Source organism: Acinetobacter sp. B-6 (assembly GCF_056930735.1).
In genome coordinates, this window is record NZ_JBXPBY010000001.1 from 65,975 (window position 1) to 90,747 (window position 24,773).

General features: G+C 38.1%; 25 protein-coding genes, 1 tRNA gene and 1 CRISPR repeat array. Of the genes, 18 read left to right on the forward strand and 8 right to left on the reverse strand.

The genetic code is table 11. The features are described 5' to 3' along the window. Positions 1-166: 166 nt before the first annotated feature. From AC1Z3T_RS00330 to AC1Z3T_RS00345, 4 genes are all read left to right on the forward strand, one after another. Positions 167-1,156, forward strand: coding sequence for a hypothetical protein (locus AC1Z3T_RS00330; protein WP_483396425.1), 990 nt, complete (start codon positions 167-169; stop codon positions 1,154-1,156). A 4-nt stretch (positions 1,157-1,160) separates the two neighbouring features. Beyond that, the gene (locus tag AC1Z3T_RS00335) at positions 1,161-2,036 is read left to right on the forward strand and encodes an arginase family protein (RefSeq protein ID WP_100885663.1); all 876 of its coding nucleotides are present in this window, start codon (positions 1,161-1,163) and stop codon (positions 2,034-2,036) included. Between the two features lie 114 nt (positions 2,037-2,150). After that, positions 2,151-2,546: a hypothetical protein gene (locus tag AC1Z3T_RS00340; RefSeq protein ID WP_009584173.1), complete on the forward strand. Its 396-nt coding sequence runs from the start codon at positions 2,151-2,153 to the stop codon at positions 2,544-2,546. A 2-nt stretch (positions 2,547-2,548) separates the two neighbouring features. Next, a complete protein-coding gene (locus AC1Z3T_RS00345; protein WP_228270969.1) occupies positions 2,549-3,322 on the forward strand; it encodes a helix-turn-helix domain-containing protein in 774 nt (257 codons plus the stop codon). Between the two features lie 82 nt (positions 3,323-3,404). Here the strand turns inward: AC1Z3T_RS00345 and nadB are convergent, their stop codons facing one another. Then, on the reverse strand, positions 3,405-5,048 hold the full coding sequence (nadB, locus tag AC1Z3T_RS00350; protein WP_042087683.1) for an L-aspartate oxidase: 1,644 nt from the start codon (positions 5,046-5,048) through the stop codon (positions 3,405-3,407). 225 nt (positions 5,049-5,273) lie between these two features. Here nadB and AC1Z3T_RS00355 point away from each other — a divergent pair, with 225 nt between their 5' ends. Both AC1Z3T_RS00355 and AC1Z3T_RS00360 read left to right on the forward strand, forming a co-directional pair. Further along, positions 5,274-6,674, forward strand: a complete 1,401-nt coding sequence (locus AC1Z3T_RS00355) for a Do family serine endopeptidase (RefSeq protein WP_004829291.1) — start codon at positions 5,274-5,276, stop codon at positions 6,672-6,674. A 97-nt stretch (positions 6,675-6,771) separates the two neighbouring features. Then, positions 6,772-7,224, forward strand: a complete 453-nt coding sequence (locus tag AC1Z3T_RS00360) for an acyl-CoA thioesterase (RefSeq protein ID WP_198260739.1) — start codon at positions 6,772-6,774, stop codon at positions 7,222-7,224. Between the two features lie 138 nt (positions 7,225-7,362). On the opposite strand, the gene AC1Z3T_RS00365 is transcribed toward AC1Z3T_RS00360, so the two are convergent. The 3 genes from AC1Z3T_RS00365 to AC1Z3T_RS00375 are packed head-to-tail and all read right to left on the reverse strand — an operon-like array spanning position 7,363 to position 10,864. Next, the gene (locus AC1Z3T_RS00365) at positions 7,363-8,217 is read right to left on the reverse strand and encodes a phosphatase PAP2 family protein (protein ID WP_035300042.1); all 855 of its coding nucleotides are present in this window, start codon (positions 8,215-8,217) and stop codon (positions 7,363-7,365) included. Next, positions 8,214-9,836, reverse strand: coding sequence for an ArnT family glycosyltransferase (locus tag AC1Z3T_RS00370; protein WP_483396426.1), 1,623 nt, complete (start codon positions 9,834-9,836; stop codon positions 8,214-8,216). The genes AC1Z3T_RS00365 and AC1Z3T_RS00370 overlap by 4 nt, the downstream gene beginning before the upstream one ends. Next, complete coding sequence (locus AC1Z3T_RS00375) at positions 9,833-10,864, reverse strand: glycosyltransferase family 2 protein (RefSeq protein WP_042087674.1); 1,032 nt, start codon at positions 10,862-10,864, stop codon at positions 9,833-9,835. The genes AC1Z3T_RS00370 and AC1Z3T_RS00375 overlap by 4 nt, the downstream gene beginning before the upstream one ends. Positions 10,865-10,971: 107 nt before the next feature. Here AC1Z3T_RS00375 and AC1Z3T_RS00380 point away from each other — a divergent pair, with 107 nt between their 5' ends. From AC1Z3T_RS00380 to AC1Z3T_RS00425, 10 genes are all read left to right on the forward strand, one after another. Further along, positions 10,972-11,985: a lysylphosphatidylglycerol synthase domain-containing protein gene (locus AC1Z3T_RS00380; RefSeq protein WP_483396427.1), complete on the forward strand. Its 1,014-nt coding sequence runs from the start codon at positions 10,972-10,974 to the stop codon at positions 11,983-11,985. Positions 11,986-12,156: 171 nt separating this feature from the next. Next, positions 12,157-13,974: a translation elongation factor 4 gene (lepA, locus tag AC1Z3T_RS00385; RefSeq protein ID WP_004829275.1), complete on the forward strand. Its 1,818-nt coding sequence runs from the start codon at positions 12,157-12,159 to the stop codon at positions 13,972-13,974. Between the two features lie 21 nt (positions 13,975-13,995). Further along, the gene (gene lepB / locus AC1Z3T_RS00390; RefSeq protein WP_009584153.1) at positions 13,996-14,850 is read left to right on the forward strand and encodes a signal peptidase I; all 855 of its coding nucleotides are present in this window, start codon (positions 13,996-13,998) and stop codon (positions 14,848-14,850) included. A gap of 319 nt (positions 14,851-15,169) precedes the next feature. Beyond that, the gene (locus tag AC1Z3T_RS00395; RefSeq protein WP_004829270.1) at positions 15,170-15,544 is read left to right on the forward strand and encodes a DUF4845 domain-containing protein; all 375 of its coding nucleotides are present in this window, start codon (positions 15,170-15,172) and stop codon (positions 15,542-15,544) included. Then, entirely contained in the window at positions 15,516-16,208 is a 693-nt protein-coding gene (gene rnc, locus AC1Z3T_RS00400) for a ribonuclease III (protein WP_004829269.1), read from the forward strand. Before AC1Z3T_RS00395 ends, rnc begins: the two co-directional genes overlap by 29 nt. Positions 16,209-16,213: 5 nt before the next feature. After that, entirely contained in the window at positions 16,214-17,242 is a 1,029-nt protein-coding gene (gene era / locus AC1Z3T_RS00405; RefSeq protein WP_004829267.1) for a GTPase Era, read from the forward strand. A 21-nt stretch (positions 17,243-17,263) separates the two neighbouring features. After that, the gene (locus AC1Z3T_RS00410; protein WP_035300043.1) at positions 17,264-17,455 is read left to right on the forward strand and encodes an NF038104 family lipoprotein; all 192 of its coding nucleotides are present in this window, start codon (positions 17,264-17,266) and stop codon (positions 17,453-17,455) included. 11 nt (positions 17,456-17,466) lie between these two features. Next, positions 17,467-18,186: a DNA repair protein RecO gene (gene recO, locus AC1Z3T_RS00415; protein WP_004829264.1), complete on the forward strand. Its 720-nt coding sequence runs from the start codon at positions 17,467-17,469 to the stop codon at positions 18,184-18,186. Between the two features lie 31 nt (positions 18,187-18,217). Next, positions 18,218-18,943, forward strand: coding sequence for a pyridoxine 5'-phosphate synthase (gene pdxJ, locus AC1Z3T_RS00420; protein WP_346806536.1), 726 nt, complete (start codon positions 18,218-18,220; stop codon positions 18,941-18,943). A 34-nt stretch (positions 18,944-18,977) separates the two neighbouring features. Then, complete coding sequence (locus tag AC1Z3T_RS00425) at positions 18,978-19,634, forward strand: MiaE family protein (RefSeq protein WP_009584207.1); 657 nt, start codon at positions 18,978-18,980, stop codon at positions 19,632-19,634. Between the two features lie 79 nt (positions 19,635-19,713). Here AC1Z3T_RS00425 and AC1Z3T_RS00430 read toward each other — a convergent pair whose 3' ends face one another. Genes AC1Z3T_RS00430 through AC1Z3T_RS00440 form a run of 3 tightly spaced genes read right to left on the reverse strand, consistent with a single transcriptional unit; the run spans position 19,714 to position 21,903 of the window. Continuing rightward, on the reverse strand, positions 19,714-20,715 hold the full coding sequence (locus tag AC1Z3T_RS00430) for an aldo/keto reductase (protein ID WP_483396428.1): 1,002 nt from the start codon (positions 20,713-20,715) through the stop codon (positions 19,714-19,716). After that, positions 20,712-21,353 (reverse strand): hypothetical protein, encoded by a 642-nt coding sequence (locus tag AC1Z3T_RS00435; RefSeq protein WP_058968786.1) that lies wholly within the window; start codon positions 21,351-21,353, stop codon positions 20,712-20,714. Before AC1Z3T_RS00435 ends, AC1Z3T_RS00430 begins: the two co-directional genes overlap by 4 nt. Before the next feature lie 10 nt (positions 21,354-21,363). Next, positions 21,364-21,903 carry a RidA family protein gene (locus AC1Z3T_RS00440; protein WP_483396429.1) on the reverse strand — a complete coding sequence of 180 codons (540 nt, stop codon included), beginning with the start codon at positions 21,901-21,903 and terminating at the stop codon, positions 21,364-21,366. 95 nt (positions 21,904-21,998) lie between these two features. On the opposite strand from AC1Z3T_RS00440, the gene AC1Z3T_RS00445 reads away from it, so the two are divergent. Then, positions 21,999-22,886 carry a LysR family transcriptional regulator gene (locus tag AC1Z3T_RS00445; RefSeq protein WP_346806539.1) on the forward strand — a complete coding sequence of 296 codons (888 nt, stop codon included), beginning with the start codon at positions 21,999-22,001 and terminating at the stop codon, positions 22,884-22,886. Between the two features lie 470 nt (positions 22,887-23,356). After that, positions 23,357-23,866: direct repeats of the CRISPR family, unit length 30 nt; unit sequence GTTCACTACCGCATAGGTAGCTTAGAAAAA. 102 nt (positions 23,867-23,968) lie between these two features. Here the strand turns inward: AC1Z3T_RS00445 and AC1Z3T_RS00450 are convergent. Then, positions 23,969-24,044, reverse strand: a tRNA-Asn gene (locus AC1Z3T_RS00450). Between the two features lie 246 nt (positions 24,045-24,290). Here AC1Z3T_RS00450 and AC1Z3T_RS00455 point away from each other — a divergent pair. After that, on the forward strand, positions 24,291-24,773 hold the full coding sequence (locus AC1Z3T_RS00455) for a hypothetical protein (protein ID WP_100885654.1): 483 nt from the start codon (positions 24,291-24,293) through the stop codon (positions 24,771-24,773).

Here is a 24,773-nt window from a genome sequence, read left to right on the forward strand (position 1 = left end):
ATAAAATGCACAAATACTTCATTTATTAGATGAAATATATCATTTAATCTAGCTGGAATTGGCTTTGAGATGCTATATTGAGTTATCTCGGGGATAATGCTAATTTATTCATAATAAATAGTTTATTTTTAAAAATTAAATCATTTTATAAAACGGAATAGAGAATATGTCATCAGATCATGAAGTCGTTCGTTTGTTTAAGGAAAATGTTTTTCCCTTATCAAATAAATTGACAGAGATGTTAAATGAACACTATTCGCATCAGACGGAACGCCGAGGTTGTGGATACACACAAGCAACTCGAGTCTTGGCTGAGTATATTAATTTTCCTCGTGACAACGTTGAAGCAACAGATTTAAAAATATTTCAAGACTATGACTTTAAAAGATTAAAGAAAATTATTGATCAAAAAAATATCTATGGTTTTGATATTGAGGATTGGCATAATCTAGATCAAAACCGCTCAATTGAAAACTTTCTCGCTGACCCGCAGCAACAAAAAAATGATGATTTTAGAGTCCTTGTTGAGCAAGAGGTCACGACCCAAGCAAGTTTAAGAAAATTATCTCAACAGGCTGAACTTGAAGAAAGCCAAGTCATTTGTTGTATGTTGGAAGATGTGATTTTACCGAAAACAGTCGAAAAAACCGGTTATGTTGAAATCCAAACATTAGCGGGAAAACCTAAAGTAGGTTCTTGCCCAATGGCTGAAAATTTTTTCCTGAAAATCGCGCACCGTTCAATGCTGAGACAAGGTTCAATCAATATTTTTATCGATGAACAAAACCGCCCATTATTGATTGAAAAAATGAATATGGGGGATGATCATTCCTGTATCAACTTACAACCTTTGATCATGAATGGTATTCGTATTCCAGTCGGTTCTTTATTTTCGGTAGAATATGATATTGAACAAATTGACAATAAAGTGCCTAATCAAGAATTCAAAGGTTATATCATTCCATATAAAGAAATTCAGGGTTTTTGGTTTTTACGATTGACCACTTTAGCGATCTCACCTGAGAATCGAAAAAGAGCGTTCACTACCCATTTTGAACAACAAGTGAATAATGGGTTATTTAGTCCTGATACAACCTTAATTAAACAGCTGAATGACGTTGCATTATCACAATTGAGAGTCGCTAGTCTCGGATAACTTTATGTTAAATGTTTGTTTTTCATCGCGCTATTTTGCTCAAACACATACCAATAGCATGGAAAAACTTGTTGCAGTTGCTGAGCAATTACAACAATTCAATCATTATAAATTTCACGAACCCCAACCTATAGATCCAGAAATTTTAAAAGCCTTGCATTCTCCAAGATATGTGGAGGCATTTTTAACAGGACAACCGACTAAACTTGCAACTTTTGCTGGTTTTAAACCATGGAATGAACAATTACGAGATGCAGTTTTGTCCATCAATGGTGGGCAAATACTGGCGACGGAGCTGGCTTTTCAACATGGTATTGCAGCCAATATTGCACAAGGTTTTCATCACGCCAATTATGACTATGGCGGTTCATATTGTACCTTCAATGGCTTGGCACTGATTGCGCAGCATTTTGCGAATAAACGAATCTTTATTTTGGATTGTGATCAGCATGGTGGCGATGGAACTGCCGAATTTACCCGAAGATTAGAGAATTTATATAATTTTAGCATTTATGGTTTGGCATTTGGCTATCCAACGTATGAACGTGCCGAAAGTCGCCATGTACATACGAAGCATGGGAGTTTTGCGCAGTATACCATGGCGATACATGAGGCTTTTCAACGAGCCAATGAGTGGAAGGCTGATATAATTATTTACCAAGCAGGCATGGATTGCCATCAAGCAGATCCTTACGGTTCAGCGTGGTTGAGTACAGAGTTAATTCAAAAACGCGATGAAATGGTATTTAATCTTGCGAAGCGGGAAGGAATTCCACTGATGTTTGTGCTGGCAGGTGGATATCAGAAGCTTGAGGATTTGGTCAATTTACATGCTCAAACTTTTCATACAGCACATCAGATTTATTATAAAAAACCATAAAGATAAAATTCATAAAAATTTGGCTGGATTACCCTATTTTTTGGCTCAATTGGGTAATGTGTATTCATGTGAGCACAATAAAATGATAATTATTCTTATTTGAGGAGCCATGCCATGTTTATCCAAAATTTAGAAAATTTTCCAATCATCCCTGTGAGCTTCCGACCCGATGATGCCGTTTCAGTCAGTGAAACCATTGCCATATATGAATCATTACTTAGCCGAAAAGAAACATTTGTCTTTCTCAGTGAAGGCGCATTTCCTGCACAAAAGGCGGATCACGAGGCACGTAAACAGGTTGCTGCTTGGGTAAAGTCAAAACGTGAGATTTTGGCACAATACGTTAAAGCATTTATCCATATTGAGCCAGATGCAGATATTCGCTTGGAAACTCAAAAGTTTGCCAATAATTTTATTAAGTTCTCAGGTTATCCGATGTTTATTGTCGATAATCATCAACAAGCGAATAAAATAATTGATGCTGTGCTCAGGAGAAAAATGGGCGAATAATAATGCAAAATGAAACCTTCCATTCACGATTGGATCAGCATAATTTGCCCTTATTTGTATTAAAAATCGATCGGCAAGTTCCAGACTGGGAACTTGCTTCTCACCAACATGAGCAAAGTCAGTTATTGGCAACTACAAGCGGATTGATTACGGTTGAAACACCATCAGGAATTTGGGTAGTTCCAGCACAGCATGCCTTATGGATTCCATCAAATACCTTACATAAAGTCAGTAGTTACGGTATTTCAACAGGTTATGTAGCATTTGTTAATACTGTGTTGCAGCATTTTTCAGCACACACATGTACCATGTTACAAATGACCCATTTAATGAATGCAATGTTAGAACGGGTTGAAACATTTTCTGAAACATCATTTGTAGAAAACAATCGACGTTTAATGGACTGTTTGCTAGATGAAATACAGTCTACTGCTCACCCAATATTTTATTTACCGATGCCAAAAGATTCGCGTATGTTACAGATCGCGCATGATTTATTAAAACAACCAGATCAAAATCTAAATTTGGCTGAATGGGCGAGTCGTTGCTGTATGAGCGAACGCAGTTTGACACGGATTTTTCATCACAATACTGGAATGAGTATTAATCAATGGCGGCGAAAATTACATGTGGTCTTGGCACTGCAATGGTTGACTGATGGGGATTCAGTCCATCAAGTTGCAATGAAATTGGGCTATGACAGTGATAGTTCTTTTATCGTCATGTTTAAGAAAATTATGCATCTATCGCCAAAAAGTTATATGCGACAATCATGAGAAATAATCAATAAAACCCAAGTGCGTTATTATGCAAAAAATGAATAATAGCCAGAATCATCTGGCTATTTAATTGTTCTCTTTAAACTTCAGCATTCACTAAAGGGGTTTCGACCGTAAAGTTAGGGGGGGTCAAAACGGTTTTTCTTAACTCGCTAGAAAGCTCTGGATAGTCCAGTGTGTAATGTAGACCTCGTGACTCTTTACGTTGCATCGCACAGCGCACGATCATTTCTGAAACCATGACCAGATTCCGTAATTCAATCAAGTTCTTACTGACATGGTAGTCTTGATAATACTCAGTAATCTCTTTTTTAAGCATTTCAATACGGTGTAAGGCACGTTGCAAACGTTTCGTGGTACGAACAATACCAACATAGTTCCACATGGTTTGGCGCAGCTCATCCCAGTTTTGTAAGATGACCACATCCTCATCTGGATTTGTTGACTGAGATGCATCCCATTCAGGAACATTCGGGCTTTCAAATTGGTGGTCAAATTTGGCTTCAATATCTTTTGCCGCACTCATGCCATATACGAAACACTCTAGCAGTGAATTACTTGCCATACGGTTTGCACCATGTAAACCTGTATAGGATGTCTCGCCAATCGCATATAAACCTGCAATGTCTGTTTGGCTGTTTTCATCCACAACGACACCACCACAGGTATAGTGTGCAGCTGGTACGACTGGAATCATATCCTGGGTAATATCAATTCCCAACTCCAAGAGACGAGCATACAGGGTAGGGAAGTGCTCTTTGACAAATTCTTTAGGTTTATGACTAATGTCCAACCAGACATGCCGAATACCTAGACGTTTGATTTCATAGTCAATTGCACGGGCGACAATATCTCGTGGAGCAAGTTCAGCACGTTCGTCAAAGCGTAACATGAAACGTTCGCCATCAGGGAGACGTAAATACGCACCTTCGCCTCGCATCGCTTCAGTGATTAAGAAAGAGCGTGCTTGAGGGTGATATAAACAGGTTGGATGAAATTGATTAAACTCCATATTTGCAACACGACAACCTGCTCGATATGCCATGGCAATTCCATCACCAGTCGCAATATCAGGGTTCGAGGTGTACAAATAAGCTTTCATGGCGCCCCCACAAGCAAGTGCGGTAAATGGGGCTAAAAACGTATGTACTTTTTCGTTGCTTTCATCTAAGGCATAAAGACCCACTGCTCGGTTCTGTTGTTGTTTGTGCCCCAGCTTATGTGTAGTGATTAAATCAATCGCAATGTAGTTTTCAAAAATTTCGATATTTTTCTTTTCACGGGCTCTTTCAACTAAGGTGGTTGAAATCGCTTTCCCAGTGGCATCAGCTGAATGGATGATACGCCTTTGAGAATGTCCACCTTCACGGGTCAAGTGTAGTTGCTCATCTTCATCTAAGGTAAACTGAACACCGTGGTTTAACAGGAAATCGACTGAAGGTCGTCCACCTTCAACAGTATGCTTCACTGCATCAAGCTCACATAAATGCGCGCCTGCAATCATAGTGTCATCAATATGCTGTTGAATGGAATCAGTTTCATCAAGCACAGCAGCAACACCACCTTGAGCATAATAAGTGCTTGCATCTGTCAATGTAGATTTTGCTAAAACAGCAATATTGAAATGTTCAGGTAAGGATAAGGCTAAACTTAAGCCTGCACCGCCACTACCCACAATAATCACATCGAATTGATGAGTTGTGTTTAAATTAGGCATGTCCATCAGCTAATTTGAAAAATGTTTGCTAATAACACTCTTTTTTTTAACAAATTACAATAGTTAGATGCGTCAGATTTTAGTATAAATAGGCTATTCTCAGTCTCTTAATATGATTTTAAGTAAAGTATTGTTTTATAAAAAAATGTAAACATATTATTACGCAAAGACATCAAATAATATGTTACAAATATTTTTTAAGCACAATCATCAGATGTAGGTTCGTGATAAATGAGTAATGGTCTAATGCAAAAAGGAATGTATGCAGCAGTATTCACTGTCGCTGCGGCTACATCACAAGTACAAGCTTCAACACCTGTCGATTTCTCTAATTTGGTTGAACAGGTGAGTCCGGCAGTTGTTAGTGTAAACGTTGTGAAAAAACTCTCTCAGGAAGAATTGCTACAGCAGCAAGTGCCTGAAATTCTGAAACGTTTCTTTGGTAATCAGATCATTATTCCGCAACAGCGAGCGCCACAAGAAAAAACAGCTTATGGCAGTGCATTCTTTATCAGTAAAGATGGTTATCTACTCACCAACCATCACGTGGTTGAAGATGCTTCTAAAGTGACCATCATGCTCAATGACCGTCGCGAAATTGATGCTAAAGTGGTGGGGAGTGATGAACGTACAGATGTGGCTTTGCTTAAAGTTGAAGGAAATAATTTCCCATCATTGTCGGTAGGCAATGTCGATCAACTTAAAGTGGGCCAGCCTGTACTTGCGATTGGTTCACCATTTGGTTTTGACTATTCTGCATCAGCAGGTATTGTCAGTGCGAAATCGCGAAATATGATGGGCGAAACTTCTGTTCCATTTATTCAAACTGATGTTGCCTTAAACCCTGGTAACTCAGGTGGTCCACTGTTTAACCAACAAGGTCAAGTGGTTGGAGTAAATTCGCGTATCTTTAGTGGTACAGGTGGGTATATGGGCTTGTCATTCTCTATTCCGATAGATGTCGCGATGGATGTCGTGGACCAACTGAAGAAGAATGGTAAGGTGACACGTTCATATCTTGGTGTAATGTTACAAGATATCGATCGAAATCTTGCAGAAGCGTATAAGTTGGATAAACCCGAAGGTTCATTGATTACTCAAGTAGCACCAAATTCGCCAGCAGAAAAAGCGGGCTTTAAATCAGGTGATGTGATCCTAAAATATAATGGTTCACCAATTTCACGTACTTCAGAATTATTGAATTATTTGAATCGTACTCAACCAAATCAATCCGTGAAACTTGAAGTATTGCGTGATGATAAGCCGAGAGTGATTACGGCAACATTAACAGTTGCTCCTGATGATACTCCAGCAAAAGTTGATAATACGACAACGTCAGCTAAGCCTCACAAAGGTCCTGTCATTGGTGTTGCGATTCGTGCTTTGACTGAGCAAGAAAAGAATCGTTTAAATGTGAAAGGTGGTGTGTTAATTCAAGATGTAACACGAGGCGGTTTGGCTGCTCAATCTCGAATCTTGCCAGGTGATGTGATTACGCAAGTGAACAATAAGAAAATCAACACACCGAATGATTTCGTGGATGCTGTAGCAGAGTTGCAGAAAAATACCGTTGCACGTGTGGCAATTGTGCGTGAAGGGCAACATGCGATGATTGGATTACGTATTCAATAAATCGACTTGATGTGAATCAGCCACTCTAAGAGTGGCTTTTTTATGTCAAAATGCAGTAGATTTTTTAAATAGTGATCAAGAGAGAAGGAACGTTTACATGAGCTCAGTATTTGATTTGGTTATTCAAGTTAAACCAGAACATATCGATGTTTTAGGTCATGTGAATAATGTTGTCTATGTGCAATGGATGCAGGATGTGGCCTCAGCACATATTGAAACTTTAGGTGTAGGCTTAGATCAATATTTGGAAATGAAGCATGCTATGGTGGCAGTAGAACATCATGTGCAGTACCGCAAAGCAGCGGTGTTAGATGATAAGATCATTTTACGGACATGGCTCTATGATATTAACGCCTTGTATTCTTTCCGTCAGTATGCGTTTTTTAATGCCAAAGATCAGACTTTACTATTTACAGGCAATACCAAATGGGCGTGCATTGAAATTGCCACAGGTCGTCCAAAGCGTATGTCACCAACCTTTATACAGGCTTATCAACCGATAAATACAGACATAGATCCTTATGATTTAAACTCAATCGTAACAGTTTGAATCAAGACTCATGATTTGTTTTGAGTTTGATCATTAAAATAGTTTGGATTAATTCATCCAATAAAATTTTACAGATTGAATATTGCTTTATAAGTTAAAGAAAAAGGTAAAATTCAAGTGCGAGTGAAAACTTTAAATTTAAGATTTATTTTTCTCAAAAGCAACAGTCTGTAGTTGAATTGACGTTGAACGTAATCGTGGGCGGTAGCTGTGATCAAAGACCAATTTAACCCGAAAATTTAGCTCGATTAGAATAAGGGTAATGTAGGTCAAAGCACAGACAGATAATAATTTTGCCAAACCTAAAGCAAGTGGATAACCACCATCAAAACGCCATAGAAAACCTGCACTGATTGCGGCTAAAGCATATAAAATATTGGCACTAAAACGAGTTCGACCAATTTGTTTGGTTTTTGAGGACAGTTTTAGGATGATTGTTGCGCTATACCATCCCCACAGCGCACCAATCACAATATCTAATGGCCAGTGAACACCAACCACCACACGGCTTAATGCGATCAACGTTGCCAATGAAATTACACAGAAAGTAAATGCTCTGTGATATCTAAAACTATTGAGCTTAATATATTTACTCAATACACCCGCCAGTACAAATGCTGTTGCGGCATGACCGGAAGGGAAGCTATGATATTTTAGTGTCTTTCCGATGATCTCAACATTGTCTATGCCTAGATAAGTAATCGGACGAACAATTTCAAGGAATTGTTTAACGACATGTACACCTAAGCCAGTAATGAGTACTGCAAGAAGACCTAACCAAAGTAGATGAGCGTTGTGACGACAGAAAAATATCAACAGGACATAAGCCGTTAAACCATCTCCCATAAAGGTTATATTTTGCCAAAACCAATCTGAGTGTGGTGGCATTCCATTGATCATTAAGAAAAGCGGCGTATTGATTGCATAATAGTGATGAATAAGTTCCCAAGCTAAAACGCAAAATATTGGAACAATAAAGAATAGAATCATCATGAACTTCCTTTAATTTTCGGAAGTTTGACTAAAACAACACCTCCTTTGTTGAATAGAACTTCTGCATTAGGAAAGGCTTGAAGATTTTCTAAACCTGTGAAAACCACCTCGCCAGGTCTAGGTTCTCGTATAGGAACAACTTTTTGTAAGTAGATACTGAAACTGGGCATGTCATGACGCCACATCACAATGGGTTGCGTAATCTTCTGCGCAAATATTCCAGCTTGTTTGACAGGCTGCTGCTGAATAGATCCATAGGCAGGTATCACCACATGAATGATGGTTAAACTGAAAATGATGCTGGCTAAAACCTGACGTAGCCAAAGCACGTATTGACTACGGAATAAAATGATGAGTATGAGGAGGAGCGCGAAAAAAATAGAAAGCCGATATTGCAAATCCAAAAATGGTAATCCATCCCGGACCATTGCCACCACTTCAATTTTCTTTTCATGCGCAATAATGTACTGTCCAATTTCTGGAAGAAAAATCAGCAGCAGCATCAATAAAACGATGGGTAATGCGACTAAGTAGCGTGATTGCAATTGATCGCGATATTTTGCCATCAGGATAAAAATTGGTGTTACACCATATAAAAGATAATGTGGAAGCTGGGTTTTAGAAAAGCTGAAGAATATCAGCACAAATAAAAACCAGCTCCAGCAAAAAATATCGAGCGAATCAAGACGCTTTAAAGCAGAAGAAGAAAAAAACAGCCGCAGATGACTTAATAACTGAAGAAAGAAACCTGTGACAGGCATAAAAACCAATAAACTTACAGGCAGGTAGTAAAGTAAATTCCCACCATGATTTTCCATCGTATTGGAAAATCGAGAAAGATTGTGCTTTAAGAAAAAGCCGTCAATAAATGCTTGCCCTTGTGCGAGATATTCAGCAATGTACCAAGGTAAGAAAACTGTAAGGCAAATTAACCATCCAAGTGGATTGATCAGCAAACCTTGCCAAGCTTTAAATTTTTTACTTAATAAGGCGTAAATTGTGATGCTGGCAATAGGGATTAAAATAGCAATCGGACCTTTGGTCAGTACACCTAAACCGACCCATAAATAAGCGCGTAAGGCATATTTTGCCGAGCTTTGTTGAGTGTCTTGCTGATTAAAATGACGATAAGCATCAAATAAAGCAAGACAGATCCATAAATTAAGCAAAGCATCAGCTGTGGCTGCGCGTGCGATAATTGAGATAATCAGTGAACTCGCAAGCAGGATACAGGCTGTTGCTGCTTTTGAGGTATCTAAAAGCTGCCGACAAAACTCATAAATTGCCCAACACCACAGTGTGGCACATAATGCAGATGGAAGGCGTAATGAGAATTCATTTAATCCAAATAGAAAGACAGAAATGGCTTGCAACCAGTAGATCAAAATGGGCTTGTCAAAGCGCAATTCACCTCCCATATAGGTGGTGATATAATCGCCTCGAATTAACATTTCCATGGTCGCAGAACTAAAAGCACCTTCATCAAGATCAAATAATGGTGAGCTTCCCAAACCTATTAAAAAATTCAAAGCAAGCAATAAAATTAACCAACGCGATTGAAAAAGTTTTTGGGTTGATTGAAAAAGCGGGGAGATTAATATTGATGTCTGACCTGTCATTGCCCCCTCCGATGCTGATAAACACGGCGAATGAGATAACTTTTATGATTTTTACTGTCTAGATAAGTTCGAGTAATCAGTTCAGCGATAATACCAGTCATCAAAAATTGTAGTGACATCAACACGCACATCACGCCAATGAGCAGCATGGGACGTGTACCGATGGAGTGACCCAGAATATATTTATCAATTGCCAGATAGGTCAGCATCACACTACCGATACAGCCCAAGAGCAGTCCGATTGAACCAAATAAATGACCGGGACGCATGAGATAACGTTGAAAGAACATCACTGACATTAAATCTAATATCACGCGAATCGTTCGAGAAATACCATATTTGGATTGCCCGAATTGTCTGGCATGGTGACGTACTGGTACCTCTCCAATACGTGAAACGGGAACGACACTGGCAACCCACAAAGGAATAAAACGATGCATTTCGCCGACTAAACGGATTTGTTTGATAATTTCGGCACGGTATATTTTTAGGCTGCATCCATAATCATGTAAGCGTAGACCTGATATTCGACCAATCAATCGATTGGCGAGTAAGGAAGGAATTTTTCTTAACAATAAGGCGTCTTGTCGGTTTTTACGCCACCCCACCAAGAGATCAAGATCCTGATCGATCAGTTGTTGCAACATGGCTGGAATATCATGTGGATCGTTCTGTAAGTCACCATCCATCGTCACAATGTACTGCCCTTGAGACTCGTCAATTCCAGCCTGCATGGCTGCTGTTTGCCCATAGTTGCGGCTTAATTGAATCAGTCGTGCATTCAAAGGGCTTTGAAGTAATTTTTGCTGAATAGTGTATACGGTAGCATCACAACTACCATCATCAACCACGATTAATTCCCAAGGTCGCTGTTGAGTGCCTAAAGCCTGTTGTATGGTGTCGATTAAAGCGACAACGGTTTCCTCTTCATTGTAAAGAGGAATTATCAGTGAGAAAAAAATAGATGAGTAAGAGGGCTTAAGTAGATATAGCTCTTCCTCAGGTTGTAATAAAAATGCGTTATGCATAGCTGATGTAATTGTTATTGATTCGTGTTTGAATTATATATTGTTAAATTTAACTGAAAGATTACGATTCCATGATTTTTTAATGACAATAACAAAAGGTAGCGCCTGTGTCTGAACAGAGAGATCCAAATATAAATAATCAAGTTGGCAGGCGACCCAAATATTTGCCACAACTGTTACTGATGATTGCCATCGTTTTGTATGGTACGGTGATTGAATGGTGGTTTGGTTGGTTACAAGTTTTTGAGGCTTGGGCACATGTGCCTATCCAATATTTGATTATGGCTTTGATCCTGCTGCAGATGACTTATCTGATACGAGGTTGGCGAATTTATGATTTCTTTTTACCCATCACCCGTGGGCAGGGGATGACATGTTGCCGAATCATGCTGATTCATAATCTACTCAATAACTTATTGCCTTTTCGTTCTGGAGAAATCAGTTTTCCTATACTGATGCGACGTTATTTTACTGTAAGCCTTAGCTATGCGACTGCGGGATTATTACTGCTTAGAATACTTGATTTACAAGTGCTGCTTGGATTGGGTTTTTTCGCCCTTTTATTGTTAAAACACTCTAATAATGTATGGTTGTGGGGGGGGATGGTTTTATGGTTCACGTCACCATTAATAATATTACTTTTTACGCCGTGGCTAAAACGTTATTCAGAAAAGCTCAATACTCAGGGGCGATTGAAAAATTTACTTGAACAAGTTTTATTGGCAATGCCATTGCATTTGAACAGTTTACTGCGGAGTTGGTTATTCACGCTCATCTGCTGGGGAAGCAAGATTATGGTTTTTGCAGCTGTTTTAGGCTGGTTCATTCCATTGCAATGGTGGGAAGCAGTGGGTGTGAATATTGGAGGCGAGTTGAGTTCTGTGTTACCTATTCATGCCCCAGCAGGACTTGGGACCTATGAAGCCGCAATTTTGGCAACTGGAAAACTGTTTAATCTCTCAGAAGCTAAAGCATTATTATTTGCCGCTGTACAATTGCATTTGCTGATACTCATCAGCACACTATTCGGCGGTTTAATCGCGTTATTTATCCCTGCTCATGTTCAGTTTCCAACTAAAACTAAGGCAAATAAAAAGCAGGAAAAAGATGAAATAGATTGAAAGGGAAACTTACATACAGCCTATCGGAGAGATAGTTTTTCTCAAAGCCTTACTATATTTTTAACATTGATCTGCTTATACTGTGCAGCAATTGGGAAATTTCATTTTTTGCACGCCATAGGTACTTTTGATATTGAGTACATGATGGTGTACATATTTTTAGAGTAGTTTATGGCAGTAGCTAAGAAGTCTGTTAATATCAATAACATACGCAATTTTTCTATTATCGCACACATCGACCACGGAAAGTCGACTCTTGCTGACCGATTTATCCAAATGTGTGGTGGATTACAAGATCGTGAAATGCAGGCTCAGGTTTTAGACTCTATGGAGCTTGAGCGTGAGCGTGGAATTACCATTAAAGCGGCTTCGGTAACATTGTATTACACACACCCAAATGGTCAAGAATACCAGTTAAACTTTATTGATACTCCGGGACACGTTGACTTCTCTTATGAAGTTTCTCGCTCATTGGCTGCCTGTGAGGGTGCTTTATTGGTGGTCGATGCTGCACAAGGTGTAGAAGCGCAATCAGTTGCCAACTGTTATACCGCCATTGAACAAGGTTTAGAAGTACTGCCAATTTTGAATAAAATTGACTTGCCTCAAGCTGAACCTGAACGTGTAATCCATGAAATTGAAGAAATTATTGGAATTGAAGCAACACATGCACCGACTTGTTCAGCAAAAACAGGTTTAGGTGTTGAGTCAGTTTTAGAAACTTTGGTTGATATTATTCCTGCACCTCAAGGTGATCGTGATGCACCGCTCCAAGCACTGATTATTGACTCATGGTTTGATAACTATTTGGGCGTGGTTTCTTTGGTTCGAATCAAACAAGGTCGTGTGCGTAAAGGCGATAAGATGTTGATGAAATCAACAGGTCAGTCGCATATCATTACCTCAGTGGGTATTTTTAATCCAAAACATACAGAAACAGGTATTTTAGAGGCTGGTGAAGTTGGTTTTGTGATTGCTGGGATCAAAGATATTTTTGGTGCGCCAGTGGGTGATACGATTACACTTGCAACAACACCAGAAGTTGAAACTTTACCCGGCTTTAAAAAGGTCAAACCACAGGTCTATGCGGGCTTGTTCCCAATTGATGCCAGCGATTTTGAACCATTCCGTGAAGCCTTACACAAACTGCAAATCAATGACTCTGCATTATTCTTTGAACCTGAAAGTTCAGATGCGCTTGGTTTTGGTTTCCGCTGTGGCTTCTTAGGCATGTTGCACATGGAAATCGTACAGGAACGTTTAGAACGTGAGTATGATTTAGATCTGATCAGTTCTGCACCAACAGTGATCTATGAAGCATTGATGAAAAATGGTCAAACGATTTATATCGACAGCCCATCTAAAATGCCAGACGGTTCAACTGTAGAAGATTTACGTGAACCCATTGCAGAATGCCATATCCTTGTTCCTCAAGAATATTTGGGCAATGTGATGACGCTGTGTATTGAGCGTCGTGGTGTACAAAAAGATATGAAGTTCTTGGGTAATCAAGTATCGATTAGCTTTGAAATTCCGATGGCTGAAGTGGTCATGGATTTCTTTGATAAATTGAAATCATGCTCACGTGGGTTTGCCTCTTTAGATTATAACTTTGTCCGTTTTGAAAGTTCATCTCTGGTTAAGGTTGATGTATTAATTAATGGTGATAAGGTTGATGCTTTAGCAATGATTTGTCATCGTAATGATGCACGTCACCGCGGTATTGCTTTAGTTGAAAAAATGAAGGATTTGATTCCACGTCAAATGTTTGATGTTGCGATTCAAGCCGCAATTGGTGCGCAAATCATTGCGCGTTCAACGGTAAAAGCGATGCGTAAAAACGTATTGGCTAAATGTTATGGTGGTGACGTTTCTCGTAAGAAGAAATTGTTATCTAAACAAAAAGAAGGTAAGAAACGTATGAAGCAGGTGGGTAGTGTTGAAATCCCACAAGAAGCGTTCCTTGCTGTGTTAAAAGTAGAAAGATAAAAACTAGAGGTCTGATTGGTCATGGATTTTGATTTTAATTTAATTCTCGTTCCTGTAACGCTGGTATTTTTTGCGCTGTGGTTACTTGATAAGTTTGTACTGAAACAACGTGCAACAAAAGGAAAGGGGAATGAAAATGTCGTTATTTCATGGGCATATGATTTCTGGCCTGTTCTAGCGGTTGTTCTTGTTTTACGCTCTTTCTTCTTTGAGCCATTCAATATTCCTTCTGACTCTATGGTTCCGACTCTAGAGACAGGAGATTATATTTTGGTTAATAAGTTTCAGTATGGCGTACGTTTACCAATTACTAATACCAAGATTCTGGATATTGGTGAACCACAACGTGGTGATGTTGCTGTATTCCGTTATCCTGAAAATCCAAAAATTAGCTATATCAAGCGTATTATTGGATTACCGGGTGACCATATTGAATTTAATCAAGGTCAGTTGACGATTAATGGCAAAAATGTAGAGCAAGTTCCAGCTGAATTTAGTCGTGAAAAAGATATTTTAGATACACCAAAATCGATTTACTACTATGAAACAATGGGTACCCATAAGCATTTAGTTCGTTTATTGGAAGGTCAAAACCCGCTTGTTGCTGCATTCAATTATGCACAGAACAAACAAGACTTACCTTATGTAGCGACTGCAAATGATCGTTTTGTGAAGTCAAATGGTCAAAGTTGGGAAGTGACTGTGCCTAAAGGTCAATATTTTGCGATGGGTGATAACCGTGACCAAAGTGCCGACAGTCGTTTTTGGGGATTTGTACCTGAAGAGAATTTAACAGGGCATGCAATTTATGTTTGGATGCATAAAGAGCCAGGTCTAAAAATTCCATCATTTAGCCGTAATGGAGCAATTCAATAAAACCGAGTTGCAGCAAGCGTTAGAAATAAAGAAAGGTCAATGTTTATTGACCTTTCTTTTTTATCTGTTAAAACTATGAAGTTATATTGATTTATAAGAAAAATAAAACAGAACAAATGATTAGAACTAGCAACTTGACGTCGTTTAAAGGATAATAGTGGCGATAAATTTTTTATCACAGTATTGTTTTCCAGTGTATAAGAAGTTTATAGCCAATTGAAAATGATGAATCTGCCTAAATCAAATGGTTTGATCTTGGCGGTTGCTGATTTTTTAATCGTCATTAGGGATTATTTATTCTTACCTGTTGGATAAAAAAATGCGTAAAAATCAACAAGGCGCTTCATATATTGGAATTTTATTGGGGATAATTGCTTTAGCTTTTATGTTGAAAATCATAGTAGCTGTATGGCCATTATACTGGGATGATCGTGTGATTAACGGTCAAATTGTAGAGCAAATCAAAAATAGCTCTGCTGAAATCACACCATTGAAATTTGCAACAGAAGTTGACAAAAGGTTAGAAATGAACAATATCCGAGACACTAAATTCGAAGATATTGCGACTGTTTCAACTAAAGATGGTTTACAAGTGACTAAAAAATATGAAGTACGAAAAAATTTCATGCTGAATATTGATTTAGTCCTCACTTTCGAGAAGAGTTTTGATCAAAGGTCAGTTGAAAGTAAGTGATCTTCGCTTACAAAGTAGAATCGGTTACCAGTTTAAACAACCCGAGTTATTACAACTCGCGCTGACTCATCGTTCGGTGAGTCACAAACACAACTATGAGCGTCTAGAGTTTCTGGGTGACTCATTGTTGGGGATGATCATCGCAAATTACTTATATAATGCCTATCCGCATGAAAATGAAGGGCGTTTAACCCGTATGCGTGCAACTTTAGTGCGTCAAGAAGCGTTGGGTAAAATTGCCAATGACTTAAAATTAAGTCAAAGTTTAATTTTAAGTACAGGTGAATTGAAATCTGGCGGTCATCATCGTGAGTCAATATTGGCAGATACTGTTGAAGCGATCATTGGGGCGATTTATACAGAAAGTCAAGATTTACCTTTATTGGAATCCATTGTTCTGAAATGGTATGAACCTTATTTGGATCATATCGAACCTACAGATCAGTTAAAAGACCCGAAATCACGCTTACAAGAGTATTTACAAGCCCGTAAAAAACATCTCCCTGTTTATGAGGTGGTTGATATTCAAGGTGATGCACCCAATCAACATTTTAAAGTAGAATGTACTATAGATGGCTTACCTAAAATGATGGGTGAGGGATCGAGTCGCCGTTTTGCAGAACAGGCAGTCGCGGCGGATTTTTTAAAGCTATTGGAGCAGTAAACTGCATGAATACACATTCCGATCACAATGATGCTGATCACGAGTCGTCTGAAAACGGCAATGATTTAATTAATCAATTTTTTAGCTCACAAGGCACTGAAATTCCTTCGGATTATCGCAGTGGTTTTGTGGCAATTGTGGGACGTCCAAATGTGGGTAAATCCACTTTGATGAACCATTTATTAGGTCAAAAGTTATCGATTACTTCACGTAAACCGCAAACCACTCGCCATAAAATCATTGGTATTGATAGCCGTGAAAAGTCGCAGGCAGTTTTTGTGGATACTCCGGGTATGCATAAAAAAGAAGTGCGTGCCATCAATAAAATGATGAACAAAGCTGCACACTCTGCTTTACGTGATGTCAATCTGGTTTTATTTGTGCTTGATGCCCAAAAATGGACTCAGAACGATGAGTTGGTTTTAGAGAAACTTAAAAACGCAGAAATGCCAGTGGTTCTCATCATCAACAAGATTGATACCTTAGAAAATAAGCGCATGGTGTTGCCGTTGATTCAAGAACGTGCAAAGTTAATGAATTTTGCTGAAATTGTTCCAGTGTCTGCATTGCGCGGTGCAAACTTGGATCATTTGCGTGATGCGATTGAAAAATATCTACCTTTCCAACCGCCATTGTACTCATTGGATCAGTTGACTGACCGTTCTGAACGCTTTCTTGCGAGCGAAATTATTCGTGAGAAAATTATGCGTCAGTTAGGTGAAGAACTTCCTTATGATTTAACAGTTCAAATTGAATCCTTTAAAACAGAAGAAGCAACGATCAATGAAAAGACTGGTCGTCCTAAAGCTGCATGTACATACATTGATGCTACAATTTTTGTTGATCGCCCTGGTCAGAAAGCCATCGTGATTGGTGAAAAAGGTGCTAAGCTGAAAAAAATTGGTATGGATGCTCGTATCGACATGGAAAAAATGTTTGAGCAAAAAATCATGTTAACGCTTTGGGTCAAAGTTAAAGGTGGTTGGTCTGATGACGAACGTGCTTTAAAAAGTCTAGGCTATAGCGATATTTAAGTCATTTTGTTGGGAACTGTCATGATCCGAGTTATTTCCATTCTTGCATGCGTCATAATCCTACAAGGCTGTATTACTAAAATTGTGACGGTTCCAGTCAAAGTTGCTTATAAAACCACAAAAGGCGTCGTCAAAGGGACTGCGGCTGTTGTGGGGGCTGTTATTCCTGATGGGGATGACGATGAAGACAAGAAAAAAGAAAAGGATGATTAAGATAAAGCAAGATGCGCAATGAAATCTTGCATGGTTATTTAATCCATCATCGAAAATACCGCGAACGTAGTCATATTGTGCACTTGTTTACGCAAGAGCATGGTCGTGTCGATGGTATTCTTCGACAAACTCCACCTCCTCAATATCAACCGATTACCTTGCAAGCTTCAGGAAAATCTGAGCTTAAAAACTTTTCTAAACTGGAAATTTTAAATCAGCCGATTTTCTTTTATGGAGATGCCTTTTTTTCAGGTTTCTACCTCAATGAGATCATTCTTAGGCTTTGTCCACTTGAAGAAATGATGCCTGAAACTTTTCAGCAATATCATATGACATTGCAACATTTGCAGAAATTAGCTGAACATACACAGGCAGATTTATTTCTTCGACAAATTTTACGTCTGTTTGAACATGCGCTTCTGGAAGAGTTAGGCTTTCCATTGGATTATGAACATGATTCAAATCAACAGATGATTATACCCGCACAACGTTATCAGTTCCAATTATCAGAAGGCTTTACTCCTGTATCACATACTTCTTCAGCCACTTTGCTCGGACAACAAATTTTGAGTATGGCAAGCTATGAAAAAGGTAGGGATTTTAGTCCAGAACAGTTACAATTATTGTCCAAGCTCTACCGACAAATGATTACATCGCTTTTGGGTGATCGACCATTAAAAAGTCGTCAGCTTTGGGTTCAAAACGCTCAATCTAAATCTTTGAGCCGTTAATTTCACTTTATTGGTTAATTAGGAAAATGTTATGGCTGCATTGCTAGGTGTAAACATTGATCATGTTGCAACACTAAGACAAGCACGTGGAACAACTTATCCTGATCCTGTGAAAGCAGCATTGATCTGTGAACAAGCAGGGGCGGAAGGCATTACTTTACACTTGCGTGAAGATCGTCGTCATATTCAAGATGATGATGTACGCCGTATGCGACCAGTATTGAAAACCAGAATGAATTTAGAGATTGCTGTAACTGATGAAATGGTTGCATTTGCAACAGAGATCAAACCGCATCATGTTTGTTTTGTGCCTGAAAAGCGCCAAGAAGTGACCACTGAAGGTGGTTTGGATGTTGTTGGGCATTTTGCAGATGTAAAAGCGGCAACACAAACACTCACCGCAATTGGCTGTGATGTTTCATTATTTATTGATCCTGACTTTGCGCAAATTGATGCAGCCATTGCCTGTGGTGCGCCTACGATTGAGTTGCACACAGGTGCATATGCAGATGCTGAATCTGTTGCAGAACAACAAGCGGAGCTTGAGCGTATTGTGAAAGGTGCGGAATACGCAGCAGCTCAAGGTTTGGTGGTGAATGCGGGTCATGGTTTGAATTTGGACAATGTTGCTGCAATTGCTGCTATTCCACAGATTCATGAATTGAATATTGGGCATTCTATTATTGCCGAAAGTGTATTTGTCGGTTTGGCGCAAGCTGTAAAAGACATGAAAGCCGCTATTCAAGCTGCAGCTTAAGTTACCTTTTGATTTACCTTATTGAATTTTGATCATGTCGAATATGAATTATGATGAACTCATGCAACCTGTGATTGCTTTTTTGGGCTGTGAAACGCCAAAAGCTTGGTTGGATGAAGCATTAAACAATCTCCCATTGCTGATGCAAGATCATGCGAATTGTGAAAAGAAAGCAGCAGGAACAGCAATGAACTTGATGTTTCGCTACAGTTTTTTTACCGATTTACAAGTGAAACTGGCACAGCTTGTTCGTGAAGAAATGTTGCATTATGAGCAAGTTTTAGAATTTATGCAAAAACGTGGTCAAGCGTGGCAAGGGCTAAGTGCGGGTCGCTATGCTGGTGGATTGCGTAAGGAAATTCGAACTTACGAGCCTGAAGCTTTGATCGATATTTTAGTCATTGGTGCTTTTGTTGAAGCTCGGTCGTGTGAGCGTTTTTACGCATTGGCACCGTTGGTGGATGATGAGCTTGGGCGTTATTACCGTTATTTGCTAAAATCAGAGTCACGCCACTATGAAGACTATTTGGCATTGGCTTTAGATGTTGCTCAAACTGCAAAATTAAAAGATCCTGAAGAAGATATTCAACAACGTATTGAATTGATTCGTGAAGTGGAAAAAGAGTTGATTTTAACTCCAGACAAAACTTTCCGCTTCCATAGTGGAGTACCCCTCAAGGGACGTGCTTAAGTCGAGATCTGTAGAAAAGACCAAAGTACTATTTTGGTCTTTTCGATTTTATAATCAAAAAAACGATAAAAACACTGATTTAAAATTTTTCTATTCCAGCCCAACCTGCTTGAGGATAGCGATCTCCTTGTATGTGCTCAGGGCTAAAGAGTTGATCTAGTTGCTGAATCTGTATATCACTCAACATGACCTGATTAGCTTTTAAGTTATCTTGTAAATAACGTGATTGTCGGGTTCCAAAAATAGGCGTGACATGAGTAAATTTACCCATTAACCATGCTAAAGCGACTTGGGCATTGCTATGTTTCCATGAAGCACATATTTGACTAAACTTTTCTAGCAAAAGCTGATTTTTATGGAATGAATCCCCTTGTAATCGAGGGAGGTGTTTTCTGAAATCTTGTGCATCCATTGTTGCTGGATTTAAATCAGCCGTTAAAAATGCACGTCCTAATGGACTATAGGCAACAAACTCAACATTGAGTTCTGAGCAGGTCTGGAGTAACTCTTGCTCTTGCTCTTGCTCTGGCTCTCTTGACCAAAGTGAATACTCACTTTGTACTGCCGTAACAGGTGCAACCGCATTTGCTCTTTTGAGCGATTGAGCAGAAATTTCGGAAAAACCAAAACTTTTGATTTTGCCTTGTCGAATTAAGTCTGATAGTGTCCCTGTTACATCCTCAATCGGGACTTCAGTTTGTCGACGATGACAATAATATAGATCAATCTGCTCAATGCCTAAACGTGTTAAAGATGCTTCACAAGCTTGGCGAATATAGTTTGGCGTGTTGTCGATACGTCGTTCATAGTGATTTTGATCACGTACAATTCCAAATTTAGTTGCAATCACTATCGCATCTCGTTGATTTCGATAATGTGCGATAAACTGTGCTAATAATTTTTCGTTGTGTCCATGTCCGTAGGTATCTGCGGTATCAAAAAAATTAATCCCAGAATCAAATGCTTCCTCTAAAATTCTAAGTGAATTTTGATCATCTGTTTGACCATAAAATTCACTCATTCCCATACATCCTAAGCCCATTGCTGAAATTTCAAGTGATGTCTGATTTAAATTCTTCATTTTGCTTGACCTATATAAGAGGGTTCATCTTTCAACCATGAGTCATGTAGCCATTTTTCTGTTTTGCGATGTCCAGGAAAGTTAATCCAAACAATATCTCTTTCAAAAATAATTGGATGTTGATTTTTTCCAACTATGACCCAAAACCAACGACCATCATTTAAATTGCGCATTTTGACTTTCATGCCTGAAATTTTTTGATTATTTCCATTGAGCTGTATAGTTTCATCATGCTGATCAACCCATTGAATTTTTCTATGTTGCAGTAAATCAGGTGCATAACGTTGTAAAAAATCATCAGCAATTTTTTGTGCCTGTACTTTGCTGGGTAAATTTCCATGAACCAGACTTGCATCTAAATAAGAAAATCCTTTCAAATTATGTGCAGCGTCTGATAAATAGCTAAAGTTTTCTTCACCTAATCTAAATGATGGTGATTTTTGAAAGCGTATCCATTGCACTTGTTGAGCATCAGTCGGGACAGGTTGCTCATGTACTTTTTGATAATGTGTGGGCATAAATTCAGCCAAAAATTGAGATATTTTACTTTCCTGACTGGGGGTATTTATCGGTGCTGTAACATTTGCAGAGCATGAAGCAGTAAATAAGGCACTGCCAAAAATTAAGGCGTATTTCATAGGGTGACTCCTAAGTTATTAAGTTAAGATTTGCGGGAATAACAGCAATAGCTTCTACTTCAACTAAAACATTAGGGTGAAATAACTGCGCAACACCAATAAGACTGCTCGCAGGTGGTAATTGTGGATCAATAAATTGATCTCTAACTTTTCGAATTATGAGCAACTGATCAGGCTTTAGATCACGGATATAAATAGTCAGTTTTACCAAATGTTGAGTGCTGATACCTGCCTGATGTAGTGTTTTTTCAATATTTTGAAAGGCTAAATGAAGTTGTTTCTCCAGATCAGCCTGTAAAATTTCTCCTTGTTCTGTTATTGGCACATGCCCTGACAAGTACATGAGTTGTCCTTGTTGCACGACGATTGCTTGTGAAACATTAGGAATATTCAAATGGATCGGATTGATTGCATGGAGGATTGGATTGGTTGATGGTGTTGTTTGTTGATACATATCGACCTCATGTGAATTGTTATTGTCTGCGTAGCTTAAATTGCTGATAAAGAGTAAAACGAAGAAAAATGGAAAAGCAAAGTAGTGGTAACGCATATTAGTCAACCTATTTAAAAAGCTCATTTGATTGTGCTTCGATTTCATTTTTTATAGAATGATGATTATTAGTAGTTATAAATTCCAAAAATGAAATGTTAGATGATTTGAGTTTATTTATAGCGATTGTCAGAGCTGGAAGCTTGAATATGGCATCTGAACAACAAAATATTCCCGCTGCTACATTGACCCGTCGTTTAAAAAAATTAGAAGAAAGCTTGGGCTGTAAGTTATTACATCGAAACAGCCGAGGAATACAGTTAACTCAAGAAGGGCAACGTTATTACGAGCGTTGTCAACCTTTACTGAGCGCGTTATTGCAAAATACACATGAAATAAAAGAAGAAACAACTCAAGTTAAGGGTCGTATTAAAATTTTGGCTCCGATGAATCTTGCGATTTTTCCTTTGCAAGAATTTTGGAATACTTTTCTAAAACGCTATCCAGAGATTGAACTTGAATTGCAATTAGACAATGTACTTGATGATTTAATGACTCAAGGCGCAGATTTAGCTTTGCGTGTCGGTAAAATGCCCAATAGTGTATATATTCAAAAACGATTAGCGAGTATTAAAACCTGTATCGTGGCTTCTCAAGACTATTTAAATCAGCATGATATTCAGACGCCAGAAGATTTAGCGCAACAAGACTGGTTATTGGCTTATCCTTTAGAACAACTTGAACTACGGTATCAACAACAAAATTATCAATTTAAAATTCAAACTAGTCGCTTAAAAGTGAATGAAATCAGTCTATGTGTCAGTCTTGCAGAACGTGGCTTGGGCTTATGCTATGTTCCATTTACCCAATGTGAAGATGCTTTGAAGGCTGGAAGACTCAAACAGGTTTTACCTGAATGGCAGTTGCCAATCAGAGATGTCTATGCTGTATGGCATGCTCAAAAAGTCATGCCTGCACGAGTTAAAGTTATCATTGAAGAGTTAGCTATTTTTTTCCAGAAACAGACTTGGAATCATACATAATTCAAAATTTTATTCTTATAAAAACAATAAGCACTATTTTTGATGAAATTTACGTTATAGCACTCGTTTTATTGAACTTTAACATCATATCAAAATGATCTTTTTTAGCAGTTTATTGAGTTGCAAGGGAAGTATGTATTATCGTTTGCAAGATAAATTAAATTTTAAATATTTGATTGATAAATAAATTATTTTATATGAGGTATGTCGTATGATTCTAAGGAGTGAATCTATTAGAGTTTGTATTATATACTGCTATAACTTGTTGCTGATGAGGCAAAAGGGAACAATTTTGGGAAATATGCTTTTAATAGAATTACGATTATTCAAATATTTTAACCCAATATTTTTTTACTCTTTAACAACTGAATAAAATCAATAAGTTATATTGGTAAGTAAAAACTTGGGTCATTTGATGATTTTTAGATTTAACTTACTGTTATCACTTTATTTTTTGATCTAAAATTATAGTTCACTACCGCATAGGTAGCTTAGAAATCAATTAGAAACATGTATACATGAATCAGATAGTTCACTACCGCATAGGTAGCTTAGAAAATTAGCATTGACTGAATTTGAAACTTTATCACGTTTACTACCGCATAGGTAGCTTAGAAAATCTGGAAGAATATCTAAAGTTAGAAGCAGAAGTTCACTACCGCATAGGTAGCTTAGAAAAAAAGATAGAACTTTATCAGATCCTGAACTTGGTTCACTACCGCATAGGTAGCTTAGAAAAAGATTTTGTAAACTGCTTTGAAGATGATGCAGTTCACTACCGCATAGGTAGCTTAGAAAAATAATAAATCCTATCCAAAAATGTAAATCAGGTTCACTACCGCATAGGTAGCTTAGAAAAATCATTTGCTTGAATAATTGCTCTGCAATTTGTTCACTACCGCATAGGTAGCTTAGAAATACCAATATTTGGGATGATGGTACATTTACTTGTTCACTACCGCATAGGTAGCCTAGAAAAATTGTTAAACCTCTCTGATGATTTTAAAAATTTATAGTTGTATAAATTGTTTATTTTATAGCAATAAAAAAAGCCCACTTGAATGAAGTGGGCTTTTAGAATTTGGCTCTCCAACCTGGGCTCGAACCAGGGACCTGCGGATTAACAGTCCGTCGCTCTACCGACTGAGCTATTGGAGAATCTGCATGCGATTATAAGGATATATCACGAGTGGTCAAGCCTTTGATGTCATCTTTTCTTCATTTTTGACTTGTATGCTTTTTATTTAAACAAAAAAGATCAAAATTAAAAAAATGGGTTTGAGTGGTTGCAAAGCGAGAGCTGACTTGTTAGATTAAAAACATAAAGAGCGTTTAAGTTTGACTTAAACCGTGTGGATTTAACCAACTTGCCAGCACTAAAATGGCTAAATAGGAGACAGCGCGATGACGACGCTAACTATTTCTCAAATTTTTGAAAAATTTTCTTTTTATCAAGAAAACTACCTTTCTATCCTGCAAAATTCTGAACAATATCATATTGAAGTTGTGCAAGCATATTTAGATGTTTGGCCTTTTTCTGAGAAAAAACTGTACTTAGGCGATTTGTTACAACTGTGGTTTAGTGAAAAGTGGCTGATTAATTCAACATGCAGATTATTACTGAATTCATCGACATTAGATTCATCTGATTTAACTGCTGAACCCACTCAAAAACAGATCCAAAGAACACAGGATTTATATTTATTTCAATTAAGTGGCAGTACTTTATCAGGTTCAAACCATGCACAAGTCTGGTCTGTTTCTGAACAGAAAGTACTGTATGTCTCTTTAAACAGTATTTTTAAATATTACTGCTATTTTGAATCGATTGAACGTCCAAAAAATTATCCAAACCATCAATTTAAAACTTTTGGTCAAGCCATCTAA